This window comes from Kribbella flavida DSM 17836 (genome assembly GCF_000024345.1).
Taxonomy (GTDB): domain Bacteria; phylum Actinomycetota; class Actinomycetes; order Propionibacteriales; family Kribbellaceae; genus Kribbella; species Kribbella flavida.
Genome location: NC_013729.1, coordinates 200,661 through 222,493, shown reverse-complemented (window position 1 = coordinate 222,493; position 21,833 = coordinate 200,661). Strand labels below are relative to the sequence as shown.

Genomic DNA, 21,833 nt, shown 5'->3' with positions numbered 1-21,833 from the left:
CTGTCGCCGCGAACCCGGCGAACTCCTACGGTGGCCGGATGGAGCACGACATCGCCGCCCTGCTGCACAAAGCCGCACCCCGCAGCGAGATCGCCGAGGTCCTGCCCCGCTCCGGCGGTCAGCTCGCCACCGTCTTCGAGGTACGCCGGATCGCCGCCGCGCCGCTGATTATCAAGCTTTACTCCCCCGAATGGGCCTGGAAGCAGGCCAAGGAAATTCACGTCTACGACCTCCTGGCACCTCACCTCGGCACCGCGATCCCGCAGGTCGTCCACGCGGAGCCCGAAGGTGAGACCCACGCGTTCACCGTGATGACGATGCTGACCGGCGTCCCGCTTTGCGAGACCACGGCGCCGGACTACCAGGTCGTCTACAAGCAACTGGGCGAGCTGCTCACCGCGATCCACCGGATCCCGCAGCCGGCGTACGGCTATCTGACCGACGAAGTGCTCGAGCCGCTGCCGAGCAACGACGCGTACATGCGCCGGCAGTTCGCCAAGAAGCTGCAGGAGTTCGAGGAGCTCGGCGGCGATCGGGCGCTGCACGCCCGACTGACCGAGTACGTCGAACAGCACAGCGGCCTGTTCGCCTCCAGCAGCAGACCGGTGCTGTGCCACAACGACTTCCATGAGGGCAACGTGCTGGTGGATCCGGACACCTGGCAGGTGCAGGGCATCGTCGACGTCGAGAACGCGATCGCCGCCGATCCCCTGATCGATCTGGCGAAAACGCAGTACTACTCGATCAAGAACGACCAGGCCAAGCTCAGCGGCCTGCTCACCGGGTACGGCGAACTCCCGTCGGACTGGGTGGAGCGCACCGCCGTGTACCGCCTCTACCACGCGCTCGAGCTATGGGACTGGTTCCGGCTGATAGGCGTCATCGATCCGCTGGAGTCCATCGCCGCCGACCTGGTCTCGCTGCTGGGGACGAGTCGCGTCGCGGGACGGCCGGACGCAGTACGGTGAGTGGCATGCGTGCTGTCGTGTGTGAGGGTGCCGGTGGCGTCGAGGTGCTGACGGTCGGCGAGATCGAGGACCCGAAGGTGGCCGTCGACGAGGTGGTCATCGACGTGGTCGCGGCCGGGGTCAACCGGGCCGACCTGCTGCAGCGGCAGGGCCACTACCCACCGCCGCCCGGTGCGCCCGGCACGATCGGCCTGGAGGTGTCCGGCCGGATCAGCGCGATCGGCTCCGAGGTCGAGGGCTGGTCCGTCGGTGACGAGTGCTGCGCCCTGCTGGCCGGCGGCGGGTACGCCGAGAAGGTGGTGGTCCCGGCTCCGCAGGTGATGCCGGTGCCGGCGGGCATCGACCTGGTCAGTGCCGCGGCGCTGCCGGAGGTGGTCGCGACGGTCTGGTCGAACGTGTTCATGACCGCGCACCTCAAGCACGGCGAGACGCTGCTCGTGCACGGCGGCGCGTCGGGGATCGGCACGATGGCGATCCAGCTCGCGGTCGCGCACGGTGCCCGGGTGCTCTGCACGGTCGGCAGCGCGGACAAGATGGAGTTCTGCACCCGGCTCGGCGCGGACGTCGCGATCAACTACAAGGAAGCCGAGTGGGCGTCGGTGGTCAAGGAGGCGACCGGCCAGGCCGGCGCGGACGTGATCCTCGACATCATGGGCGCGAAGTACCTGCCCGACAACGTGAAGTCGCTCGCCTTCGACGGCCGGATCGTGGTGATCGGCCTGCAGGGCGGCGTGAAGGGCGAGCTCGACCTGGGCCGGCTGATGGCCCGCCGCGGCTCGATCACCGCCACCGGCCTGCGGGCCCGCTCGGTCGAGGACAAGGGCCGGATCCTGGCCGAGGTGGTCGGCCACGTGTGGCCGCTGGTCGAGGCGAAGAAGGTCCGCCCGATCGTGCACGGCATCTTCCCGCTGGAGCAGGTCGCCCAGGCGCACGAGGCGCTGGAGCAGTCCGCCCAGACCGGCAAGGTCCTGCTCACCCTCTGATCCTTGCCGTCCTGCGTACCGATGGCCGGTCGCCACCGGTACGCAGGACGAACTGCTCGGTCATGACGGCGTGTTCGCGGCCACCCAGTCGGGGTCGGGCGCGACGAGCTGGATGACGTCCAGCCAGGTGCCCTCAGGGTCCCGGACGTAGAAGTGCCGCTGACCCCACGGCTCGGTGACGACCTCGGTGGCGAGCTCGACGCTGCCGTCGGTCAGCCGGGCGGCGACCTTGTCGGCGTCGTCGACGACGAAGCCGAAGACGTTCGAGCTCTCGGTGGTGGCCGAGACCGCGGCCGGGACGGAGCTGTGACCGCGTTCGCAGATGGCCAGCTCCCAGTCCGACTCGCCGCGGCGCAGGCAGACGAACCAGCCCAGGTCGACGGTCACGGCCAGGTCGAAGTACTGGGTGTAGAACGCGGCGACCTCGGCCGGACGCGCGGTGACGACGGTGGCGCCGAAGGCGGCGGGTTGCATAGAGCTCCTCGGGTTTCACTACAACTGTCGTGGTTGACAACGACATTTGTAGTGGTCGACTGCTAGGTTGTCAACATGCCCCGCAACCCAGAACGCCGCACCCAGCTCGCGGACGCCGGCCTGGCGGTGATCGCCGAGGCCGGTGCGCGCGGCCTCACCCACCGTGCCGTCGACGCGGCCGCCGGCCTGCCGGCGGGCACGGCCTCCAACTACTTCCGGACCCGCGACGCACTGCTCGGCGCACTCGGTGAGCGCATCTTCGAGCGACTCGCGCCCACCGGCGACCGGCTCGCCCCACTGGCCTCACGCGAGCCGTCGGTCGACCTCGTCGTCGACTACGTGCGCTACATCGTCGAGCGCCTGCTCGGTCACCCCGAACTGCCGCTCGCGCTGTTCGAGCTTCGCCTGGAAGCGGCCCGCCGGCCCGAGCTGCACGAGATCCTCACGCGCACGCTGCGCCAGGGGTTCGACGCCGACGTGTCGTTCCACCTCAACGCCGGCCTGCCCGGCGGTGCCGAGGAGATCCGTCTGCTGCACTTCGCCATCGACGGTCTGGTGCTCGACCAACTCACCCCCGGCACCGGCCACCCGTACGACGTCGACGCCACCGTGGCCCGACTCGTCCGCCGGCTGACCCGTGAAATTTAGCGCCAACTTATATAGACTGCGAGGCATGGACTTCACCGGCGGCTTGAACCTCGCGATGAAACTGCCCAAGGCCGACTTCGACCGGACCGTCGCGTTCTACCGCGACGTGCTGGGATTCGAGGTGGTCGACGAGTCCGGCCCGCACGTGGTCGACGCCCGTACCGCGCTGTGCGTCGCTCAAGTTCGGCCCGGTCACGCTCTGGCTGGACCAGGTCGACAACTACGCCCGAGCCGACCTGTGGCTGGAGCTGTTCACGCCGGATGTGTTCGCGGCGATGGAACATCTGGCGTCCCACGGGATCCACCCGCAGGACGAGCTCGAACCCCTGCCCGCAGGCAGCGACGGCCACTGGATCACCAACCCGGCCGGCATCACCCACCTGGTGCGCAGCGCGGACTGAACGCACCGGGCGACGCATTGACCGGTGGATACCGGGTATGCATACTCAGTATCTATGTCGATCAAACACGGACTGCTCGCCCTGCTCCAGGCCGACGCCAAGTACGGCTACCAGCTGCGGGCGGAGTTCGAGGCCGCCACCGGCTCCACCTGGCCGTTGAACATCGGGCAGGTCTACACCACCCTGACCCGGCTCGAGCGCGACGGCCTGGTGCAGCCGGCCACCGGAGCGGGCGACGGCGACGGGCGGTCGCGGTACGAGATCACCGCCGCCGGCCGCGACGAGCTGGTCAGCTGGTTCGAGACGCCGGTGACCCGCGAGTCGCGGCCGCGGGACGAGCTGGCGATCAAGCTCGCCCTGGCCCTTGCCGTTCCGGGCGTGAACGTGGCGGCCGTGGTGCAGCGCCAGCGGTTGGCCACGATGGAGTCGCTGCAGGAGCTGACCCGGCTGAAGCGGAACAGCCGCGACGGCAGCATCTCGTGGCTGCTGGTCGTCGAGTCGATGATCTTCGCCGCCGAGGCTGAGATCCGCTGGCTGGATCACTGCGAGGCGATGCTGTCGCGGCACCGCCAGTCCACCGCGCGGCCGGTCACGGCCGGCGTACCGGAGCAGGACGAGACCGAAGCGGAGGCGCGGCGATGATTCTCGATCTCCGCCAGTTGACCCGGGTACACGGCACCGGCGAGCAGGCCGTGCACGCGCTGCGGGACGTCGACCTCGCCGTCGCGGCCGGCGAGCTGGTCGCCGTGATGGGCCCGTCCGGCTCCGGCAAGTCCACCTTGCTGACCTGCGCCGGCGGGCTCGACCAGCCGACCCGCGGCGAGGTCCTCGTCGACGGCACCGACATCACCACGCTCAAGCGGTCCGCGGTCGCCGCCCTGCGCCGGCGGCTGATCGGCTACGTCTTCCAGGACTTCAACCTGATTCCGGCGCTCACCGCCGCCGAGAACGTGGCGCTGCCGCTGGAGCTCGACGGCGTCCGGGCCCGCACGGCCCGCAAGCATGCCGAGGCGGCGCTGACGGAGGTGGCCATCGGCGAGCTGGCCGACCGGTTTCCCGACGACATGTCCGGTGGCCAGCGGCAGCGGGTGGCGATCGCCCGCGCGATCGTCGGTGACCGCCGGCTGCTGCTCGCCGACGAGCCGACCGGCGCGCTGGACTCCGACACCGGCGAGGCCGTACTCCAGCTGCTCCGCGACCGCTGCGACCAGCACGGCATCGCCGGGATCCTCGTCACCCACGACGCCCGGCACGCCGCCTGGGCGGACCGGGTCGTCTACCTGCGCGATGGTGTCCTGGTAGGCCAGTCCGGCCCGCTGCCCGACGCCGACGTGCTGCTGCAGGGCACCCACTGATGGGCACCTGGGGACCTCCGCTGCGGATCGCCCGCCGTACGACGCGGCGCGCCCTCGGCCGGACCCTGCTGGTGGCGGCGCTGATCGGTCTTCCGGTGTTCGTCGCGACCTGGTTCGGCGTCGTCTACCGGACCGCGAGCCCGACCGGAGAGATGCTCGCCGCCCGGGAGCTCGGGTCCGCCGATGCCCGCGTCGACGTCTCGCCGTACAAGGCGTTCGGGGCGTTCTGGGCCGAGCCGTCACTGGAGACCGGCGAGCCGATGCCCGCGGACGGAGCCGAGGACCCGGTCCGGCACCCGGCGACTTTCGACCCACGGCCGTTGCTGCCGCCGGGGACTCAGCTGGCCCGGGCGTTCCACGAGTCCGGCATGGTCGACCTGCGCGGGCCGGGAGCGAACAGCACGGTGGCTGTCGTCACTGGCGACGGCCGCAGTGCGCTGACCGCGGGCACCTACCGGCTGGACAGCGGCCGGATGCCGGCCACCGACGGAGAGGTCGCGGTCTCGCCGTCGCTCGCCCGGCATTTCGGCCTGCTGGACGGCGACCAGCTGCGGACCGGCGCGACGATCACCACCAGTGCGGGTCGTCAGGTCGCGGTCGTCGGCCTGGCCCGCACTCTGATCCGGCCTGGGACACCGACCGTCTTCGCGGTTCCGAACACGGCGCTGGTTCCGGTCGCCACGACCTCGTCCGTGCGGTACCTCGCCGACCTGCCGGACACCGTCGACCCGGTCACCCTGGTCCGCCCGCTGCACGGGCAGGGCATCAGGGTGTTGCCCAGGGCAAATGTCGTCGATCCCCCGTTCGGGCCTCAGTCGACCAGCCAGGACAGCAGCGCCATCGCGGTGACGGCGCTGATCATCGGCTTCGGCGTGCTGGAGATCGTGCTGCTGGCCGGTACGGCGTTCGCGGTCGGTGCCCGGCGGCAGACCCGCGAGCTCGGCCTGATCACCGCCACCGGTGGGACCGCACGCGACGTCCGCCGGGTGGTGCTGGCGCAGGGCCTCTTCGCCGGGGTCGTCGGCGCCGGGGCCGGAGCCGGACTGGCCATGGTCGCCGTCTTCACAGGCGAACCGCTGTGGGAGCGGATGACTTCGACCGTGTTCACCGGCTGGCAGATTCCCTGGCTGCGGGTGGCCGTGATCTGTCTGCTCGGGCTGGGCGCGGGCCTGGCCGCCGCGGTCGTCCCGGCGATCAGCGCCGGCCGGCAGGCGCCGATGGCCGCCTTGTCCGGCCGGTTCGCCGCCACCACGGCATCCGGCCGGATCCGCCCGGTCTCCGTGGCCCTGCTGCTCGCCGGCATCACCTGCGCCCTGGTCGGCAGCGGACTGATCGGCGCCGTTTACCAGCAGGCCAAGGAGAACGCGACCAGCGATCTCTACCAGCCGACCGCGACCCCGACCGGTCCGATCGCCCTGGTGCTGCTCGGGATCACCGCCGTCATTGCCGCGCTCGTGTGGATGCTGCCCGGCCTGGTCGCCAAGGTGGCCGGCCTGGCCCGGATGCTGCCGCTGAGCGGACGCCTCGCCGTTCGCGACGCGGCCCGGCACCGGCACCGCACCGGTCCGGCGGCCGCGGCGATCATGATGGCGGTGGCCGCGACCTCGGCGGCCGCGTTCGCGGTCTCGAACGCGCTCGCAGCCGAAGCCGAGCAGTACGTGCCGAGCGCCCGGCACGGTGACGCTCTGATCCGGTTCGGCACCGGCGGACCGACTGCGGTCACCTACTCGCCGGCACTGGTCGAGCGCGTCGCGAAACTGCTGCCCGTCAAGGACACCTACTCGCTGGGCACCGTCTCCCACTACTCCGCGCAGCGAACCGGCGACTACCTGCCCGTGCTGGCGACCAAAGGCAGCCCTGACAGCGCCAGCGGGGTGTCCGGCGCGATGCTGCTCGCCGTCGACCCGGCGCACCTCGAGCGCTTCGAGGGCTACGGCCCGCGGGCGGCGGCGGAGCTCCGGGCCGGCCGCATCGTGGTCCCGGCCGCCGACCAGGTGACGAACGGCAAAGCCGCCCTGCTGCAGGAGACCGGTGAGCCGAACCCGCCCACCTTCGGGCACCCGGCGGCCTACGTTCCCGGTACGCCGAACGTCGGCCAGTTCCGCACCTCCTCGCTGATCAGCCCCGCGGCGGCGGCCAAGCTCGGCAAGGTTCAGGTGGTGCAGGTCCACTTCGAGCTCAACCGGGAGCCGACCGAGGACCAACTGTCCGCGGCGGCCGTGGCACTCGGCCAGGACGACGCCTTGCTGATCGAACGCGGCTACCAGAGCCCCGCGAAGTACTGGTTCGCGGGCATCCTGGCCGCGGCGTCGGTGGTCACGCTGCTCGGGGTCGCGATCTCGGTGTCGCTGTCGGCGGCGGAGGGGCGCGCCGACCTCGCCACCCTGGCCGCGGTCGGCGCACCACCGCGCCGGAGGCGCAGCCTGGCCGCCGCGCAGGCCTGGATGCTCGGCCAGATCGGCTGCCTGCTGGGAGTCGGCGTGGGCGCCCTCTACGGCTATACCGCGCACGCGGCGTTCGGTTCGCCGTACTTCGCGGTGCCGTGGCGGGAGATCGCCGGGATCGTCGTGCTGGTGCCGTTGCTGGCCGGGCTGCTCGCGTGGCTGCTGACCCGGTCGCGGTTGCCGATGGTCAGCCGGCTGAACTGATCGGCGGCTCGCCGGACCATCCCCCGTTTTGTTGCCTCAAGCACCTACTATGCGGAGGCCGGTCCGGCGAGCAGTGGTTTCGGCGACCGGTTCCGGCGGGGTGGTGGTCACCTGCCACTGGCCGCAGGAGCACTGGCGGTAGACGACCAGGCCGGCGCTGACCGGGTGGGCCGACGCCACCCGCCAGCGATGCCGGTGGACTTCGGGTGTGGGGGTCATACGGCCATCGTGATGTAATGGGATTATGCATCTCAACCCTTACGGCGCCGATGCGGTCCTGCTCGCGGTGAACCTGGCCACCGACCCCGCCCACAGTCCCGACGAGCTGGCCACCCGCTGCGAGCAGAGCGGCGTCGAGAGCCGCCTGGTCCGCGACCGCCAGGTGACCGCGGCCGACCTCGCCGCCGTCCGGGTCGCGCTGGACGAGTGGCTCGCGGTGGTGGACGCGACCGACGAGCACGAACGGGTCGCGCTGGTGAACGCGATGCTCGCCAAGTACACCGAGCATCCCCGGCTCACCAACCACGCCGGCGACGGCTGGCACGTGCACTACCGGCCCGACGACGTACCGGTCGGGCGGCTGGTGGCGACGCTGATCAGCACCGGCACCGCGCTGCACCTGGCCGGCCGCGGCATCAGCCGCCTCGGCCGCTGCTCCACCGACGGCTGCGACACCGTGTACGCCGACCTGTCGCGCAGCGGCCGGCAGCGCTACTGCAGCCCCGCCTGCTCCAACCGGGACGCCGTCCGCCGGCACCGCGCCCGCGCCCAGCGGGTGTGACCTGCGTTCGCCCGGCGGATCGGGGTACCGCATCCCTGACGGGCGGGACTTCGGCCAGCTTCTAGGATGACAAGATGAGTGAGAGCAGCAACGAGGGCCAGGAAGTTCCGATGGCGGGGACACGGACCGAGGACGGCAAGGTGCTGATCGTCGGCCCGGACGGGATGGCGGTCGAGGGCCCGCCGCGTGGCGAGCACGACGAGCAGTCCGACGGACCACGCTCGGTGACGGAGCTGGTGGAGCAGCCGGCCAAGGTGATGCGGGTCGGGAACATGATTCGCCAGCTGCTCGAAGAGGTGAAGGCCGCTCCCCTGGACGAGGCCTCCCGGCAGCGGCTGAAGTCGATCCACGCTGCCTCGATCAAGGAGCTGGAGAGCGGTCTGGCGCCGGAGCTGGTCGAGGAGCTGGAGCGGCTGAGCCTCGACTTCACCGACGACAGCACGCCGACCGAGGCCGAACTGCGGATCGCGCAGGCCCAGCTGGTGGGCTGGCTGGAGGGCCTGTTCCACGGCATCCAGACGGCGCTGTTCGCCCAGCAGATGGCCGCTCGCCAGCAGCTGGAGCAGATGCGGCGCGCACTGCCCGGCGGTCAGCAGCTGACGCCCGAGGACAGCCCGTTCCCGGGCGGCCCGCAGGCCACCGGCCGCACCGACGGCCCGGGCAGCGGCGGGATGTACCTGTAGCAACTAGAGGTTGAACAACTCTTCGAGGACGGTGGCGACACCGTCCTCGTCGTTTGTCCGGCACACCTGGTCGACGACGGCCAGCACCTCGGGATGCGCGTTCGCCACGCCGTACGACGTACCGGCCCAGGCGAGCATCGGCAGGTCGTTCAGCGAGTCGCCGAACGCGATCGTCTCGGCGGCGGAAATTCCTTGTTCTGCGGCGAAATCGGCCAGCATCGCGGCCTTCGACACCCCGCTCGCGGCGATCTCCACCAGGCCGTGACCGCCGCTGTGGCTGGCCGCGACCCGCTCGCCGACCAGCGGCGCGACCCGGGCCAGCAATTCGTCGGAGTGCAGACTCCGGTGCCGGACGAGCAGCTTCGCGGCCGGCTCGGCCAGCAGTTCCTCGATCCCGGCGATCAAGGTGTTCTCGGGGCGGGGCCAGCGGTTCAGGTAGTGCGGTTCCTGTCCGTAGCGGTCCGATCGCTCGATCGCGAACTCCACGTCCGGCACCTCGTCCCGGATCGCCCGGGCCACTTCCAGGCCGACGGCCGGATCGATCAGCCGGGTCCGGATCGCCCGGCGCCGGCCGACGTCGTACAGAATGGCGCCGTTGGCAACAATCGCCACGCCGTGCGCGCCGACCAGGTCGGCCAGGTCGTGCAACCAGCGCGGCGGCCGGGCGGTGACCATCACGAAGACCGCGCCGGCCTGCTGGATCGCGAGCACGGCCGCGCGGGTGCGGGCGGAGACGGTGCCGTCGTCGCGGACCAAGGTCCCGTCGAGATCGGTGGCCACCAGGCGGGGGGTTTCACGGTCTGACACCCGCCTACCGTAACGGCTCCCGCGATCCCCCTTACCGTCTGGGCAAGTCATCGCGCAACCACCTGGGGGTCATTCCTCGGGCAATCTGATTGACCGTTGAACAATGTCACCAGACCGTTACGGCAGGATGCTGCAAAGGCAGCTAGTTCCCATGCGGTGCAGGGTTTGCGCATGATTTCATGCGGAGGCCGGAGGGGAACCAGGGGCGGATCGCACGCGTCGTAGGCCTTGTTCCGAACCGTCGGGTCCGGGACGACCCACACCGGGAAGAACGTCGAGGGACCGATGCGAAATTGGGTGCAACCAAATCCTCTTCGGTGACGTCAACAGTAATGGATCGGTGCGTCTTCGCGCCGGACAACAGGGGTGGGTCGGCAACTGAGTGTCGGTCCATCAGCTAGTGGGCCCGGAGTTCGAACGTGCTTCATCGTTCGTTCACCTGGGTCCTGGAACTTGGGGAGCCACGATGACTGTCCACACCGCCAACCCACCGGGGGCCAGAACCACCCGTGCGGCTGTCGACACATCTTCCATCATGGAAGGGGCCATGACCGGCTGCACTGCACGATCGGACATTTTCCAGCACCGCCTGATGGAGGAGCCGCCGCCCGCGTCGGCGACCCGTCGGACCAGGGAGCGGTACGAGCAGCTGGTCCGGGAGGCCAAGGCGGTCTGCGCCTCCTGCCCGTTGTTCACCGACTGCCTGTTCAGCGCGGTGGCCGAGCACGACGTGAGTGGCTTCGTCGCGGGAACGACGGCCGCGCAGCGTCGATCGATGCGCAACCTCCTGGACGTCGAGGTCCAGGCCGACGACTTCGACCAGCTCGCCGGCGCGCGGGGGACCCGCCGGCCGGTCAGCCACGAGGAGGTCCTGCGGCTGCGCACGCAGTACCCCAGTGACAGCCTGGAATCCCTGGCCATGCGGCTCGGGTGCTCGCTGTCCACGGTGAAGCGGCACCTGCGCAGGGCCCGCCGGGGGCAGAGCCCGGCCAGCAAGAGACCGCGTCCCCGCCCCGAGGTCAGCGCCGTCCTGGACGCGTTCGACGCCGTGGTGGACCAGTCGGGGCCCGCCCCGCGGACCCGCAGCACCCGCGTCGCCTGATCCGATCCTCGGCCCGCCAGCGGTCGATCGGCTCGACGTACACCGAGGCCCGGAACACCTGCGCCAGCAGGGGTTCCGGGCCTTGTGGTTGCCGTGGTCAAGTGTTCGACCAGCAGAAAAAGGCTTGACAGACCGCCCGTCGGTCAGAACCAGCGGTTCAGCACCGCGGCGACGCCGTCGTCCTGGACCGTCTTGGTGACCTCGTCGGCCGCGGCCTTCACCTCGTCCGGGGCGGCGCCCATCGCGACGCCGAGGCCGGCGTACGTCAGCATCTCGATGTCGTTGCGGCCGTCGCCCATCGCCAGCAGACCGTCCGCCTCCAGGCCGAACTGGGCCAGCGCGACCTTCAGGCCGGTGCTCTTGTCGACGCCCTCGGGCGCGATGTCCAGCCAGGCCGTCCAGCCGACGAAGTAGCTGACCCCGTGCAGGCCGAGGCGTTCGGCCAGCTCGACGAAGTCCGCCTCCGACTGCTCCGGGTCACGGATGATCAGCCGGGTCACCGGCTCCGGCGCGAGCTGCTCGTCGGAGACCACCCGGATCGCGGTGCCGTCGCCGAGGTCGCCGTCCGGGAACGGCGCGGTGACGCGGTAGCCGAAGTCGTGCTCCTCGACCGCCATCCGGGCGTTCGGCGCGTGCTCGCGCACCGAGGCGATCACCGTCGACGGGTCGAAGGTGCGCTCGTCGACCACCTCACCACCGGGGTAACCGATCGTCATCGCGCCGTTGCTCACGACAACGAATCCGTCCGGCAGACCGAGCAGTTCGGCGATTGGCCGGGTGGACTGCCAGGACCGGCCGGTGGCCAGGATCACCGGGACCTGCGCGGCGGCACGGCGGACCGCGTCGACCACCGCCGTCGAGATGCGTTCGTCGTGGTCGACGAGAGTGCCGTCGATGTCGAGCGCGATCGCCCGCGGCCGCCAGTCGTCCGTCATCCGCGGGCCGGTTCGAGGACCTCGCGGCCGCCGACGTACGGGCGCAGCGCGGCCGGGACCCGGACCGAGCCGTCGGGCAGCTGGTGCGTCTCCAGGATCGCCACGATCCACCGGGTGGTGGCGAGCGTGCCGTTCAGCGTGGCGACGTGCCGGGTCCTGCCCTCGGCGTCACGGTGCCGGATGTTCAGCCGGCGGGCCTGGTAGTCGGTCGTGTTCGACGTCGAGGTGAGCTCGCGGTAGGCGCCCTGGGTCGGCACCCACGCCTCGCAGTCGAACTTCCGGTACGCCGAGGCGCCCAGGTCGCCGGTCGCGGTGTCGATCACCCGGTAGGCCAGCTCCATCTTGTCGAGCATCTCCTTCTCCCAGCCCAGCAGCCGCTGGTGCTCCGCCTCGGCGTCCTCGAGGCTGCAGTAGGAGAACATCTCCACCTTGTCGAACTGGTGGACACGAATGATCCCGCGGGTGTCCTTCCCGTACGAGCCGGCCTCGCGGCGGTAGCAGGACGACCACCCGGCGTACCGCACCGGGCCGCCGGACAGGTCGAGGATCTCGTCCATGTGGTAGCCGGCCAGCGACACCTCCGACGTCCCGACCAGGTAGAGCTCGGGCTCCTGCAGCCGGTAGACGTCGTCGTGGGCGTTCAGGTACCCGGTGCCGTCCATCACCTCGGGCTTGACCAGAGTGGGCGTGATCATCGGGGTGAAGCCGTACTCCACCGCCTGGTTGATCGCCAGCTGCAGCATGCCGAGCTGGAGCTGGGCGCCGACACCCTTGAGGAAGTAGAACCGGGCGCCGGACACCTTCGCGCCGCGCTCCATGTCGATCGCGCCGAGCAGCTCGCCGAGCTCCAGGTGGTCGCGCGGCTCGAAGCCCTCGGCGGCGAAGTCGCGCGGCTTGCCGATCTCCTCCACCACCACGTAGTCGCTCTCGCCGCCGACCGGCGCCTCGTCGGAGACCAGGTTCGGCAGGGCACGGGAGAGCTGGTCGAAGCGGCGCTCCGCCTCGTTCGCGGTCGCCTCGTGGGCCTTCACCTCGGCCGCCAGCGCCTTGGTCCGCTCCAGCAGCGCGGCGCGCTCGTCGCCCTTGGCCTGCGCGACCTGCTTGCCGAGGCCCTTCTGCTCGGCCCGCAGCGCCTCGAAGGCGGCGATCGACGATCGACGCTCCCCGTCGGCGACCAGGATCTCGTCGACCCGGGCCGGACTCTCGCCGCGCTTGGTCAGGGCCGCGCGGACGACATCGGGGTTGTCACGGAGCAGTTTGGCATCGATCACACGCACACATTATCGGGGTGTGTCGAAGGCGCGGAATTTTATTCGGGATGATGAGCTTGCACCAGCCGGACGGCCGGGAATCTTCGAGGGGGTAGCAGAGGGGCGATGAACCACCATCCACCCAGTCACCTCGGCCGTGCCGTCACGGTCGTGCTGGGTGCGCTGCCCTTCACCGTCGTCACCCTGCTGGTCTTCCAGAACTGGCCTCCGCTGCGCCGCTGGGACCTGTCGGTCTCCGACCGCGCCGCGGCGTACGGCGCCTCGCGGCCGGGCTGGGTGGACCTGTGGCAGGTGATGGGCGCGGTGATCCTGCCGTGGACGTCGCGCGTGCTCATCCTCGGCGTCGCGATCTACCTGTGGCACCGCCGGGCCAGGCTGCTGACGGTCTGGCTGGTGGTCTCCGCCGGGGCTGAGCTGGGCCTGGTCCAGGCGGTGAAGCACACCTTCGACCGCCCGCGCCCGGACAGCATGCTGGTGCAGATCGAGACCTTCTCGTACGTGTCCGGGCATGCCGCCGCGGCGTTCGTGATGGCCGGCGCGCTCGGCGTGGTCCTGCCCTCGGTGCGGGGCTGGCGGCGCCGGTACCGGGTGCTGGTGATGCTGCCGGCGATCGCGGCGGTGCTGCTCGCGTCCGCCGACCGGATCTTCCTGAACGTGCACTACGTGTCCGACGTGGTCGGCGGCTGGGCGCTCGGGCTGGCGATCCTGACCGCCACCTCGATCGGCTTCGGGCTGCGTCCCGGGCTGCGCCGCCGTCGCCGCCGGACCAGCCCGGAGATCCCGGGCGAGCCCCCGCCCCGGGCCGCCGTGATCGTCAACCCGATCAAGGTCGGCGACGGCGTGGCGTTCCGGCGCAAGGTCGACCGGGCGCTGGCGGTGCGCGGCTTCGACGACCCGCTGTGGCTGGAGACCCGCGAGGACGACGCCGGCAACGCGATGGCCAAACGCGCGATCGAGAACGAGTCGGACCTGGTCCTGGTCGCGGGCGGCGACGGCACCGTCCGGGTGGTCACCGCGGCGCTGTCGCGGACCGGGATCCCGGTCGGGGTGATCCCGGCCGGCACCGGCAACCTGCTCGCCCGCAACCTGCACATCCCGCTCGACCTGGACGACGCGCTGGAGCGCATCCTGGACGGCCGGGACCGCCGGATCGACCTGGTCAAGGTGCACGGCGACGGGCTGGACACCGACCGGTTCGCGGTGATGGCCGGGCTCGGGCTGGACGCCGCGATCATCACCGGCGCCCCGGCACAGCTCAAGGCCCAGCTCGGCTGGACGGCGTACCTGGTGTCGGCGGCGCGGAACTTCAACCACCCGTCGGTGAAGGTCCGGATCGCGCTGGACGACGAGGAGCCGTTCGAGCGCCGGGTCCGGACCGTGGTGATCGGCAACGTCGGCATGCTGCAGGCGAACATCCCGCTGCTGCCGGACGCGCGGCCGGACGACGGGTTGCTCGACGTCGTGGTGATCGCGCCCCGGCGGGTGACGCAGTGGCCGGTGCTGTTCTGGCGGGTGATGACGCGGACCAAACGGACCGACATGTACCTCGAGCGGCGGACCGGGCGGAAGGTGGAGATCACCGCGGCGGCCGACGTCCAGCGTCAGCTCGACGGCGACGGGATCGGCCCCGGCCGGTCGCTGGTCGCCGAGGTGGAGCCGGGCACGCTCGTCGTCCGGGTGCCGAAGCGCCGCTGACCCGGTGAGGTCAGCGCTGGGCGGCTTCCTGAGCGGCGGGCTGCGCGGGTGCGGCCGGGGCTGATGCGGCCGGGGCCGGGGCCGGGGCCGGGGCCGATCCGGCGGGGGCCGAGGCCGGGGCCGATCCGGCGGGGGCCGGAGCGGGCGCGGCGGCGGCCTGCGGCGGTGCTGCCTTGGCCTGGGCAGGCGCTGCTGCGGCCTGAACAGGCGCAGTGGTTGCCGGGGCAGGTGGGGTGTTGGCCTGCGCAGCGGCGGGGGCCTGAGCAGGCTGGGTGCTGGCTTGAGCAGGCGCGGCGGGGGCCTGGGCCCGTGCGGCGGCGGCCTGGGTGCGCAGGGTTTCGAGCGCTTGCTCCTCCTCGGGCGACAGCTTGACGTCGCTCGCGAAGGCCCGCACCTCCTTGGCGTAGGAGCGGGCGTCGTTGCGGCTGTTGATCGAGGTCAGCACCACCCCGTCGCCGTTGTCGTCCAGCAGCGCGACCGACCAGGACAGCCGGCCGCCCATGTCGCCGAAGGCGTCGTACCGAACGACGGCCAGGTGCTGCAGCGTCCGGCGCAACTCCGCGCGGGCCTCCGCCAGTTCGTGGCCGAGCCGGTGCAGCTCCGCGCCGACCGTGCCCGGCTTGGGCTCCGGCAACGGCGGAGTCGGCGGCAGCACCTCGGGCTCCTTCGCGGTCTCCTTGGCAGCTCGCAGTTGCCCGCGCAGCGCCTGGATGGCGAACACGAGGGCGAGCACCGCCACGAACAGGGCCACGAGCGCGAAGGCACCGGCTAACGTCGAAGACACGTCCGGAGCCTAACCCTTGAGTGACCGGTCGTTGCTGAGCGTGGCCGACGTCGGCGCGGGACAACCTCGAATCTGCGGATCCCGGCACCGCCACGTAGATTCACGACGTGACTCATCTGCCTGACCCCGGACCCCAGCCCGGCGTGCACGACCTCGGTTACGCCCGGCTCGACACCGACCGGTTGGAGCGCACAGGCGACGCGGAAGTGGTCTACGGCGCCGGCAAGACGCCCGCCCAGGTCGTGGAGCTGCTGCGCACCCTGCACGCCACCCACCCCGACCGCGCCGTGCTCGCCACCCGCCTGACGCCCGAGGCCCAGCAGGTCGTCGGCGCCGAGCTACCCGAGGCGGTCGTCGACCCGGTCGGCCGGACCGCGATGCTCGGTACGCCGCCGCCGGCGCGCGGCACGGTCGCCGTCGTCGCTGCCGGTACGTCGGACGCGCCGGTCGCCGCCGAGGCCGCGACGACCCTGCAGGTCTTCGGCGCGGGCGTCGACCTGATCACCGACGTCGGCGTGGCCGGGCTGCACCGGCTGCTCGGCGTACGCGAGCGGCTCGCGGTCGCGGACTGCCTGATCGTGGTCGCCGGAATGGAGGGCGCGCTGCCCAGCGTGGTCGGCGGGCTGGTCGGGGTACCGCTGGTCGCCGTACCGACCTCGGTGGGCTACGGGGCGTCGTTCGGTGGGCTCGCCGCCTTGCTGGCGATGCTGAACTCGTGCGCGCCGGGGGTGACCGTGGTGAACATCGACAACGGCTTCGGGGCCGCAGTCTTCGCGGCGCGGGTTGCTCGGCGCGCGGCGCCGGCCGAGGTGAAGTCCCCGTGAGAGTCGCCTGGATCGACTGCTCCGCCGGCGCCTCCGGCGACATGCTGCTCGGGGCGTTCCTGGACGCCGGGGCGGACCCGACGGTGGTGAATGCGGCGGTCTCCGCCGTCGACCCGTCGCTGTCGGTCCGCGTCGAGGCAGCCGTCCGGCACCAGATCGCCGCCACCAAGGCATCGGTCTACGTGCACGACGAGCCTCATCCCGAAAACGACCCGAACGCCGCCTACGCCGGCACCGAGCACGGCGAAGGCGTGGAGGGCGGCCACGGGCATGGGGTCGGGGCGGGGCACGGACATGTGCACAGCGGGTCCGGTGGTGGTGGGACTCGGAGCTGGGCCGAGGTTCGGGGGGTGATCGAGGCGGCGGGGCTGGACGACGCAGTGCGGGAGCGGGCGTTGGACACGTTCGCCCGGCTGGCCCGGGCCGAGGCGGCGGCGCACGGGGTGCAGCCGGACGCCGTGCACTTCCACGAGGTCGGGGCGCTGGACGCGATCGCGGACATCGTCGGCGTCGCGGCCGCGTCGGTCTCGCTCGAGCTGGACCGGATCGTGGTGTCGACCATCGCGCTCGGCGGCGGTCGCCAGGTGCGCGGGCAGCACGGCGGGATCCCGGTCCCGGGCCCGGCCGTCCTGCATCTGCTGACCGAGGCGGAAGCGCCGGTGGTCGGCGGCACCGCGCCGTACGAGATGACGACGCCGACCGGCGCCGCCCTGCTCGCCACGCTGGCCGACGAGTTCGGCCTGATGCCGCCGCTGCGGATCCTGCAGACCGGTGTCGGCGCCGGCGGCCGTGACCCGGTCGAGGTACCGAACATCCTCCGGGTGGTGATCGGCGAGTCCGTCGGCGCTCCCGCGACCGAACTGGTCTACGAGACCAACGTCGACGACCTCGACCCGCGGATCTGGCCGCAGGTGCTCTCCCGGCTGTTGCAGGCCGGCGCGGCCGACGCCTGGCTGACCCCGATCCTGATGAAAAAGGGCCGCCCGGCGCACACCCTGTCGGTGCTGGTCAGCAGCGCGAACGCCGAGGTGGTCCGGGCCGTGATCCTGACCGAGACCTCTGCGATCGGGCTGCGGGAGTTCCCGATCCGCAAGCACGCGGCGGACCGCGAGTTCGCCAGCGTCGAGGTCGGCGGCCAGTCCATCCATGTGAAGATCGCCCGGTACGGCGGTCAGGTGGTCAACGTGCAGCCCGAGTACGAAGACGTGGTCACCGCGGCCAACGCACTCGGCAAACCGGTGAAGTCGGTGCTGGCCCAGGCCGTCGCCGCCGGCCACGACCTCTGGGGCTGACCAGCCTCGCGGCGTCCGGCGGTCCTGAGGCCACAGCGCCAGGGTCGCCGGACGCTGGGATGCGTCAGCGGCCGGAGTACGGCGGGGCGAAGAAGACGAGCAGGGCGAGGTCCTCGGTGACCTCGGCGAAGTGGTGCGGCTCCCCGGCGGGCACGAACAGCACGTCGCCGGGACCGACCGGTTCGGCGCCACCGGGCGTCACGATGCTGGCCCGGCCGGACGTCACCACGTAGATCTCGTCCTCGCGGTGCGGCGCCTGGTCGTCCACCCCACCGGCCGGGATCGAGTACGTGCCGACCGACAGCGACTCGGTCCGCAGGTGCTCGGCGAAGTGGTTCGGCTCAGCGGCCGCGTATTGGCCCGCGCCTGACAGCTTGTGCATCCGGCCGAGAGTAGTGCGGCCGGAGGCCGTCGGCTACTGGCTGACGGTTTGCTCGGACTTCGCCTTGGCCTTGCGCCGCGGCCAGTCGTACGGCCACCACTGGGCCCCGCCGCGCCGGGCCCACAGGATCAGCCCGATCAGCACGGCCAGCTCGACCGCCGGGGCGACGGTGTCCCGCAGCCGGGCGCTGAACCACTCCAGCGAGTCCGACAGGGAGGCGGCGACCTGGCGGGCGTTCGGATCGCGGCCGGGCACGTAGGCGATCGCGAGCATCGTCGTCCGGATCACCATCAGCTTGTCGACCTTCGAGCCGGCCACCGCGGCCAGCGCCATCCAGGCGATCACGTCGTACCAGGGCAGCGAGTACATCGCCGTCAGCAGCCAGGCGACCGCGTAGATCGCGGTGTAGCGGATCGCGTCGGGGGTCCGGTCCTCAGGATGGGTCCGCGGGACCAGCGACTTCGGGAACACCTGCGAGAGCAGGATGGCGACCAGCACCAGCCCGATCCAGGCCGCGACACCGATCACCGTCCGGACCAGCGGCCCGGGCAGGAACAGGTCGAACAAGCTGAAGATCACCTTGTGCGGCGTGCCGGTGGAGATGAACGACGTCTGCGACCGGGCCTGCTGGAACGCCTGCAGCCCGACCACGGAGTACAGGCCGATCATCGCGATCGCGCCACCGGCGCAGAACTGGAGCGCCCGGCGCCGGTCGTCGCGCAGCGACCAGAGCATCGCCACGCCGACCAGGCCGATCGACAACTTGGTGCAGCCGGCGACGCCGAGCATCAGGCCGGCGGCGAAGACGTGCCGGCGGAAGAGCACCAGCGCGACCACCGCGAACATCACCGCGATCGCGTCGTTGTGCGCGCCGGCCAGCACGGTCCACAGGATCAGCGGGTTGGCCAGGCCGAGCATCACCACGCGACGGCGGTTGACCGGGTTGGGGCCGACGAGCTTGAGCAGCAGCAGGCCGGTGACGACGAGGCTGACCGCGACCGTCAGCTGCAGCATCCAAACGGTCAGCTGCATCGAGTCGCCGCCGACCCAGGAGGAGAACCACTGGATCCAGGTCGCGATCGGCCCGTAGACGCTGCGCGCGCCCTGCCACGGCCGTTCGGTGGCAGCGATCACCGAGTCGTAGCCGAGCCGGATGGTGTCGGCCGGTGCGGTCGTGTACGGGTTGCCGCCGAGCGACATGATCCGCCCGTACGCCGCGTAGATGAGCACGTCGCCCGAGGCCATCGGCGGCACCAGCGTGATCGCCGCCGTCGTACCGATGCCTAGGGCAACCAATCGGCGGACCTGCGGGGCCCAGCCGTTCTTCAGCGCCCGGGCCGCCAGGAAGACGCCGTACCCGCCGAGCAGGATGGCGACGTAGATCATCACCGACACCAGCCAGTCGTTCGGCTTGGCGTCGAACCAGTACGACGGGAGCCAGGCGTGCCGGTTGGTCAGCGTCAGCACGACCACCGACGGGCCCAGCAGCCCGACGGCGACGATCAGCGCGGCCGAGACCAGGTACAACCCGACCGCGCGCCGGCCGTCACGCTCGGCGCGCGCGATCTGCTCGCCGGTGGACTGGTCGGTGCTCATAGCGCCTTCCGCGGGGGCAGCGCGCTGCGGGCGGCCAGCGCACGGCGTACGTGCAGGAACTGGCGGCCCCGGTGCAACTGGCCACGCCAGTCGGTGCCGGTGGCCCGGTGCCGGACCTCGATCGGCACCTCGAGAATGCGAAAACCCTTGCGGCCGAGGTCGATGCTGAGCGCGGTCTCCACCCCGAAGCCGCTCGCCAGCGGGACCGCGGCGTCGAAGGCCGCGCGGGTCAGGCACCGCTGACCGGACAGCGGCTGCTCCGGCGCCCAGCCGGTCGCCAGCGCGATGCCGTCCCGCGCGAGCCGGACGACGAACCCGTGACCGCCGGCCTTGCTGCCGTCGGCGCGGACCTGGGCCGGCAGCGTGCCGATCGTCATGTCGGCCTGCCCGGCCTGCACCGGGGCGATCAACGGCTCGGCGCCGGTCGCGGTGTCGGTCAGGTCGGCGTCCAGGAAAAGCAGGTGCCGCGGGCGGGCGCCGTCGCGACGGGCGACCTCCGCGGCGCCGGTCTCCATCGCCGCGGCCTTGCCCCGGTTGCGTTCGTGCCGGACGACCACGGCGCCGGCCCGCTCGGCCTCCTCGCTGGTGCCGTCGGTGGAGCCGTCGTCGACCACCACGACCAGGTCGACGCCGACGATCTTGCGCACGGCGTCCACCGTGGCGGCGATCCGCGCGGCCTCGTCCTTGGCCGGAATCACGCAGGCGACCGCGCGCTGCTGCTCGACCGACGGCTGATCATTCCCGGACACAGCACCGCAGCCTAATTGCTCCGGAGCCGATCACTGTCCTCCGCACCGGCAGGCTGTGGACATCTCGTTCTTTCGAACGACGGCGGTCGAGTTGGTATTGGGCAGGAATTGTCGGACAATCAGACAGAATCACGCATCCACGCACCCGTGCGGGGCCTGCCGTAGCGTGGTGGGACGAGTCTCGATCGAGAGGGCACAGGCATGACTGAGGCATATGGCGTCGACAGCGAGGTCGGGCCGCTGCGGACGGTGATGCTGCACCGGCCGGGCAACGAGCTGCGCCGGCTGACCCCGCGCAACAACGACAAGCTGCTCTTCGACGGGATTCCCTGGGTCGGCCGCGCGCAGGACGAGCACGACGCGTTCGCCCAGGCCCTGCGCGATCGCGACGTGGAGGTGCTGTACCTCGGCCGGCTGCTGACCGAGGCGCTCGGTGACCCCGAGGCCCGGGCCACCGCTGTCACCGGCGCCACCGAGGACCTGCGGCTCGGCGACAGCCTGCGCGACTACCTGCGGACCGCGCTCACCGCACTGGATCCCGAGCAGCTGGCGGAAGCGCTGATGGCCGGTGTCCGCAACGACGAGGTCCGCGCCGGCGGGCTGGTCACCTCGCTGCTGGCCGACGAGGACTTCCTGATCGACCCGCTGCCGAACCTGCTCTTCACCCGGGACTCCAGCGTCTGGATCCGGGACTCGGTCGCGGTCACCTCGCTGGCGATGCCGGCCCGGGTCCGCGAGACCCAGCTGACCGAGCTGATCTACCGGTTCCACCCGCGCTTCGCCGGTGCGGACAAGGTGTACGACCACCAGCTCGAGCACGTCGAGGGCGGTGACGTGCTGGCGCTCGGTCCCGGCGTGCTCGCGGTCGGCGTCGGCGAGCGGACCACGCCGGCCGGGGTGGAGCGGCTGGCCCGCCGGGTGTTCGCCAAGGACCTCGCGCACACCGTGCTCGCCGTACCGATCGCCCAGCAGCGCGCGACCATGCACCTGGACACCGTCTGCACGATGGTCGACGTCGACGCCGTGCTGATGTACCCGAACATGGCCGAGGAGATGCGGGCGCTGGCGGTCACCACCGATGGCGAGCAGCTGCACGTCGCCGAGCCCGAGCCGTTCCTGGTCGCCGCGGCCAAGGCGCTCGGCATCGACACGCTGCGCCGGATCGACACCGGGCTGGACCCGGTCACCGCCGAGCGCGAGCAGTGGGACGACGGCAACAACACCCTCGCGCTGGCACCGCGGGTGTGCATCGCCTACGAGCGCACGGTCGAGACCAACGCGCGGCTGGAGGAGTCCGGCATCGAGGTGATCCGGATCTCCGGGTCCGAGCTGGGCTCCGGCCGGGGCGGCCCGCGCTGCATGTCCTGCCCGGTGCTGCGTGACCCCCTCGTGCTGTGACGCATCGGCCTGGTCGCAGGCGCAGGGCATGGTTGAAGGCGCAAGTAAGGGCAGCGA

The 21,833-nt window shown here is 71.5% G+C and carries 21 protein-coding genes and 2 pseudogenes; 15 read left to right on the top strand and 8 right to left on the bottom strand.

Annotated features, from left to right (window positions below; all coding sequences use genetic code 11):
• Nucleotides 1-38 precede the first annotated feature (38 nt).
• Together KFLA_RS01065 and KFLA_RS01060 are read left to right on the top strand one after the other, a co-directional pair.
• Nucleotides 39-968: a phosphotransferase family protein gene (locus KFLA_RS01065; protein ID WP_012917899.1), complete on the top strand. Its 930-nt coding sequence runs from the start codon at nucleotides 39-41 to the stop codon at nucleotides 966-968.
• 5 nt (nucleotides 969-973) lie between these two features.
• Entirely contained in the window at nucleotides 974-1,951 is a 978-nt protein-coding gene (locus KFLA_RS01060; RefSeq protein WP_012917898.1) for an NAD(P)H-quinone oxidoreductase, read from the top strand.
• 60 nt (nucleotides 1,952-2,011) lie between these two features.
• Here the strand turns inward: KFLA_RS01060 and KFLA_RS01055 are convergent, their stop codons facing one another.
• On the bottom strand, nucleotides 2,012-2,425 hold the full coding sequence (locus KFLA_RS01055) for a VOC family protein (protein ID WP_012917897.1): 414 nt from the start codon (nucleotides 2,423-2,425) through the stop codon (nucleotides 2,012-2,014).
• 75 nt (nucleotides 2,426-2,500) lie between these two features.
• Between KFLA_RS01055 and KFLA_RS01050 the strand changes: the two genes are divergently transcribed.
• From KFLA_RS01050 to KFLA_RS01020, 8 genes and pseudogenes are all read left to right on the top strand, one after another.
• Nucleotides 2,501-3,073 (top strand): TetR/AcrR family transcriptional regulator, encoded by a 573-nt coding sequence (locus KFLA_RS01050; protein WP_012917896.1) that lies wholly within the window; start codon nucleotides 2,501-2,503, stop codon nucleotides 3,071-3,073.
• A 25-nt stretch (nucleotides 3,074-3,098) separates the two neighbouring features.
• Nucleotides 3,099-3,176, top strand: a pseudogene (locus tag KFLA_RS39575) (hypothetical protein); the annotation flags it as partial.
• Between the two features lie 172 nt (nucleotides 3,177-3,348).
• On the top strand, nucleotides 3,349-3,474 hold the full coding sequence (locus KFLA_RS39240) for a hypothetical protein (protein ID WP_272941281.1): 126 nt from the start codon (nucleotides 3,349-3,351) through the stop codon (nucleotides 3,472-3,474).
• Nucleotides 3,475-3,528: 54 nt separating this feature from the next.
• On the top strand, nucleotides 3,529-4,116 hold the full coding sequence (locus KFLA_RS01040; RefSeq protein WP_012917895.1) for a PadR family transcriptional regulator: 588 nt from the start codon (nucleotides 3,529-3,531) through the stop codon (nucleotides 4,114-4,116).
• Nucleotides 4,113-4,840: pseudogene (locus tag KFLA_RS01035) on the top strand (ABC transporter ATP-binding protein); the annotation flags it as partial. The gene KFLA_RS01040 and the pseudogene KFLA_RS01035, both read left to right, overlap by 4 nt.
• Nucleotides 4,829-7,477 carry an FtsX-like permease family protein gene (locus KFLA_RS01030; protein WP_012917893.1) on the top strand — a complete coding sequence of 883 codons (2,649 nt, stop codon included), beginning with the start codon at nucleotides 4,829-4,831 and terminating at the stop codon, nucleotides 7,475-7,477. The pseudogene KFLA_RS01035 and the gene KFLA_RS01030, both read left to right, overlap by 12 nt.
• 244 nt (nucleotides 7,478-7,721) lie before the next feature.
• On the top strand, nucleotides 7,722-8,258 hold the full coding sequence (locus KFLA_RS01025; RefSeq protein WP_012917892.1) for a CGNR zinc finger domain-containing protein: 537 nt from the start codon (nucleotides 7,722-7,724) through the stop codon (nucleotides 8,256-8,258).
• Nucleotides 8,259-8,332: 74 nt separating this feature from the next.
• Complete coding sequence (locus KFLA_RS01020; RefSeq protein ID WP_012917891.1) at nucleotides 8,333-8,941, top strand: bacterial proteasome activator family protein; 609 nt, start codon at nucleotides 8,333-8,335, stop codon at nucleotides 8,939-8,941.
• 3 nt (nucleotides 8,942-8,944) lie between these two features.
• Here the strand turns inward: KFLA_RS01020 and KFLA_RS01015 are convergent, their stop codons facing one another.
• Nucleotides 8,945-9,748 (bottom strand): HAD family hydrolase, encoded by an 804-nt coding sequence (locus tag KFLA_RS01015; protein WP_041289089.1) that lies wholly within the window; start codon nucleotides 9,746-9,748, stop codon nucleotides 8,945-8,947.
• A 592-nt stretch (nucleotides 9,749-10,340) separates the two neighbouring features.
• On the opposite strand from KFLA_RS01015, the gene KFLA_RS01010 reads away from it, so the two are divergent.
• Nucleotides 10,341-10,850 carry a WhiB family transcriptional regulator gene (locus tag KFLA_RS01010; RefSeq protein WP_237706680.1) on the top strand — a complete coding sequence of 170 codons (510 nt, stop codon included), beginning with the start codon at nucleotides 10,341-10,343 and terminating at the stop codon, nucleotides 10,848-10,850.
• Between the two features lie 143 nt (nucleotides 10,851-10,993).
• On the opposite strand, the gene KFLA_RS01005 is transcribed toward KFLA_RS01010, so the two are convergent.
• The gene (locus KFLA_RS01005; protein ID WP_012917888.1) at nucleotides 10,994-11,785 is read right to left on the bottom strand and encodes an HAD family hydrolase; all 792 of its coding nucleotides are present in this window, start codon (nucleotides 11,783-11,785) and stop codon (nucleotides 10,994-10,996) included.
• Nucleotides 11,782-13,056, bottom strand: a complete 1,275-nt coding sequence (gene serS, locus KFLA_RS01000; RefSeq protein WP_012917887.1) for a serine--tRNA ligase — start codon at nucleotides 13,054-13,056, stop codon at nucleotides 11,782-11,784. The genes KFLA_RS01005 and serS overlap by 4 nt, the downstream gene beginning before the upstream one ends.
• 105 nt (nucleotides 13,057-13,161) lie before the next feature.
• On the opposite strand from serS, the gene KFLA_RS00995 reads away from it, so the two are divergent.
• Nucleotides 13,162-14,751, top strand: a complete 1,590-nt coding sequence (locus KFLA_RS00995) for a bifunctional phosphatase PAP2/diacylglycerol kinase family protein (protein WP_012917886.1) — start codon at nucleotides 13,162-13,164, stop codon at nucleotides 14,749-14,751.
• Between the two features lie 10 nt (nucleotides 14,752-14,761).
• Here the strand turns inward: KFLA_RS00995 and KFLA_RS37195 are convergent, their stop codons facing one another.
• Nucleotides 14,762-15,535: a DUF4446 family protein gene (locus tag KFLA_RS37195; RefSeq protein ID WP_012917885.1), complete on the bottom strand. Its 774-nt coding sequence runs from the start codon at nucleotides 15,533-15,535 to the stop codon at nucleotides 14,762-14,764.
• Between the two features lie 107 nt (nucleotides 15,536-15,642).
• Between KFLA_RS37195 and larB the strand changes: the two genes are divergently transcribed.
• Both larB and larC read left to right on the top strand, forming a co-directional pair.
• A complete protein-coding gene (gene larB / locus KFLA_RS00985) occupies nucleotides 15,643-16,359 on the top strand; it encodes a nickel pincer cofactor biosynthesis protein LarB (RefSeq protein WP_012917884.1) in 717 nt (238 codons plus the stop codon).
• On the top strand, nucleotides 16,356-17,651 hold the full coding sequence (larC, locus tag KFLA_RS00980) for a nickel pincer cofactor biosynthesis protein LarC (protein ID WP_012917883.1): 1,296 nt from the start codon (nucleotides 16,356-16,358) through the stop codon (nucleotides 17,649-17,651). The genes larB and larC overlap by 4 nt, the downstream gene beginning before the upstream one ends.
• A gap of 64 nt (nucleotides 17,652-17,715) precedes the next feature.
• Here the strand turns inward: larC and KFLA_RS00975 are convergent, their stop codons facing one another.
• The 3 genes from KFLA_RS00975 to KFLA_RS00965 are packed head-to-tail and all read right to left on the bottom strand — an operon-like array spanning nucleotide 17,716 to nucleotide 20,378.
• Nucleotides 17,716-18,033: a cupin domain-containing protein gene (locus KFLA_RS00975; RefSeq protein ID WP_012917882.1), complete on the bottom strand. Its 318-nt coding sequence runs from the start codon at nucleotides 18,031-18,033 to the stop codon at nucleotides 17,716-17,718.
• A 33-nt stretch (nucleotides 18,034-18,066) separates the two neighbouring features.
• A complete protein-coding gene (gene mptB / locus KFLA_RS00970; RefSeq protein ID WP_012917881.1) occupies nucleotides 18,067-19,629 on the bottom strand; it encodes a polyprenol phosphomannose-dependent alpha 1,6 mannosyltransferase MptB in 1,563 nt (520 codons plus the stop codon).
• Nucleotides 19,626-20,378 carry a glycosyltransferase family 2 protein gene (locus KFLA_RS00965; RefSeq protein ID WP_012917880.1) on the bottom strand — a complete coding sequence of 251 codons (753 nt, stop codon included), beginning with the start codon at nucleotides 20,376-20,378 and terminating at the stop codon, nucleotides 19,626-19,628. Before KFLA_RS00965 ends, mptB begins: the two co-directional genes overlap by 4 nt.
• Before the next feature lie 201 nt (nucleotides 20,379-20,579).
• Here KFLA_RS00965 and KFLA_RS00960 point away from each other — a divergent pair, with 201 nt between their 5' ends.
• On the top strand, nucleotides 20,580-21,776 hold the full coding sequence (locus tag KFLA_RS00960; protein WP_012917879.1) for an arginine deiminase: 1,197 nt from the start codon (nucleotides 20,580-20,582) through the stop codon (nucleotides 21,774-21,776).
• The last annotated feature ends 57 nt before the right edge of the window (nucleotides 21,777-21,833 follow it).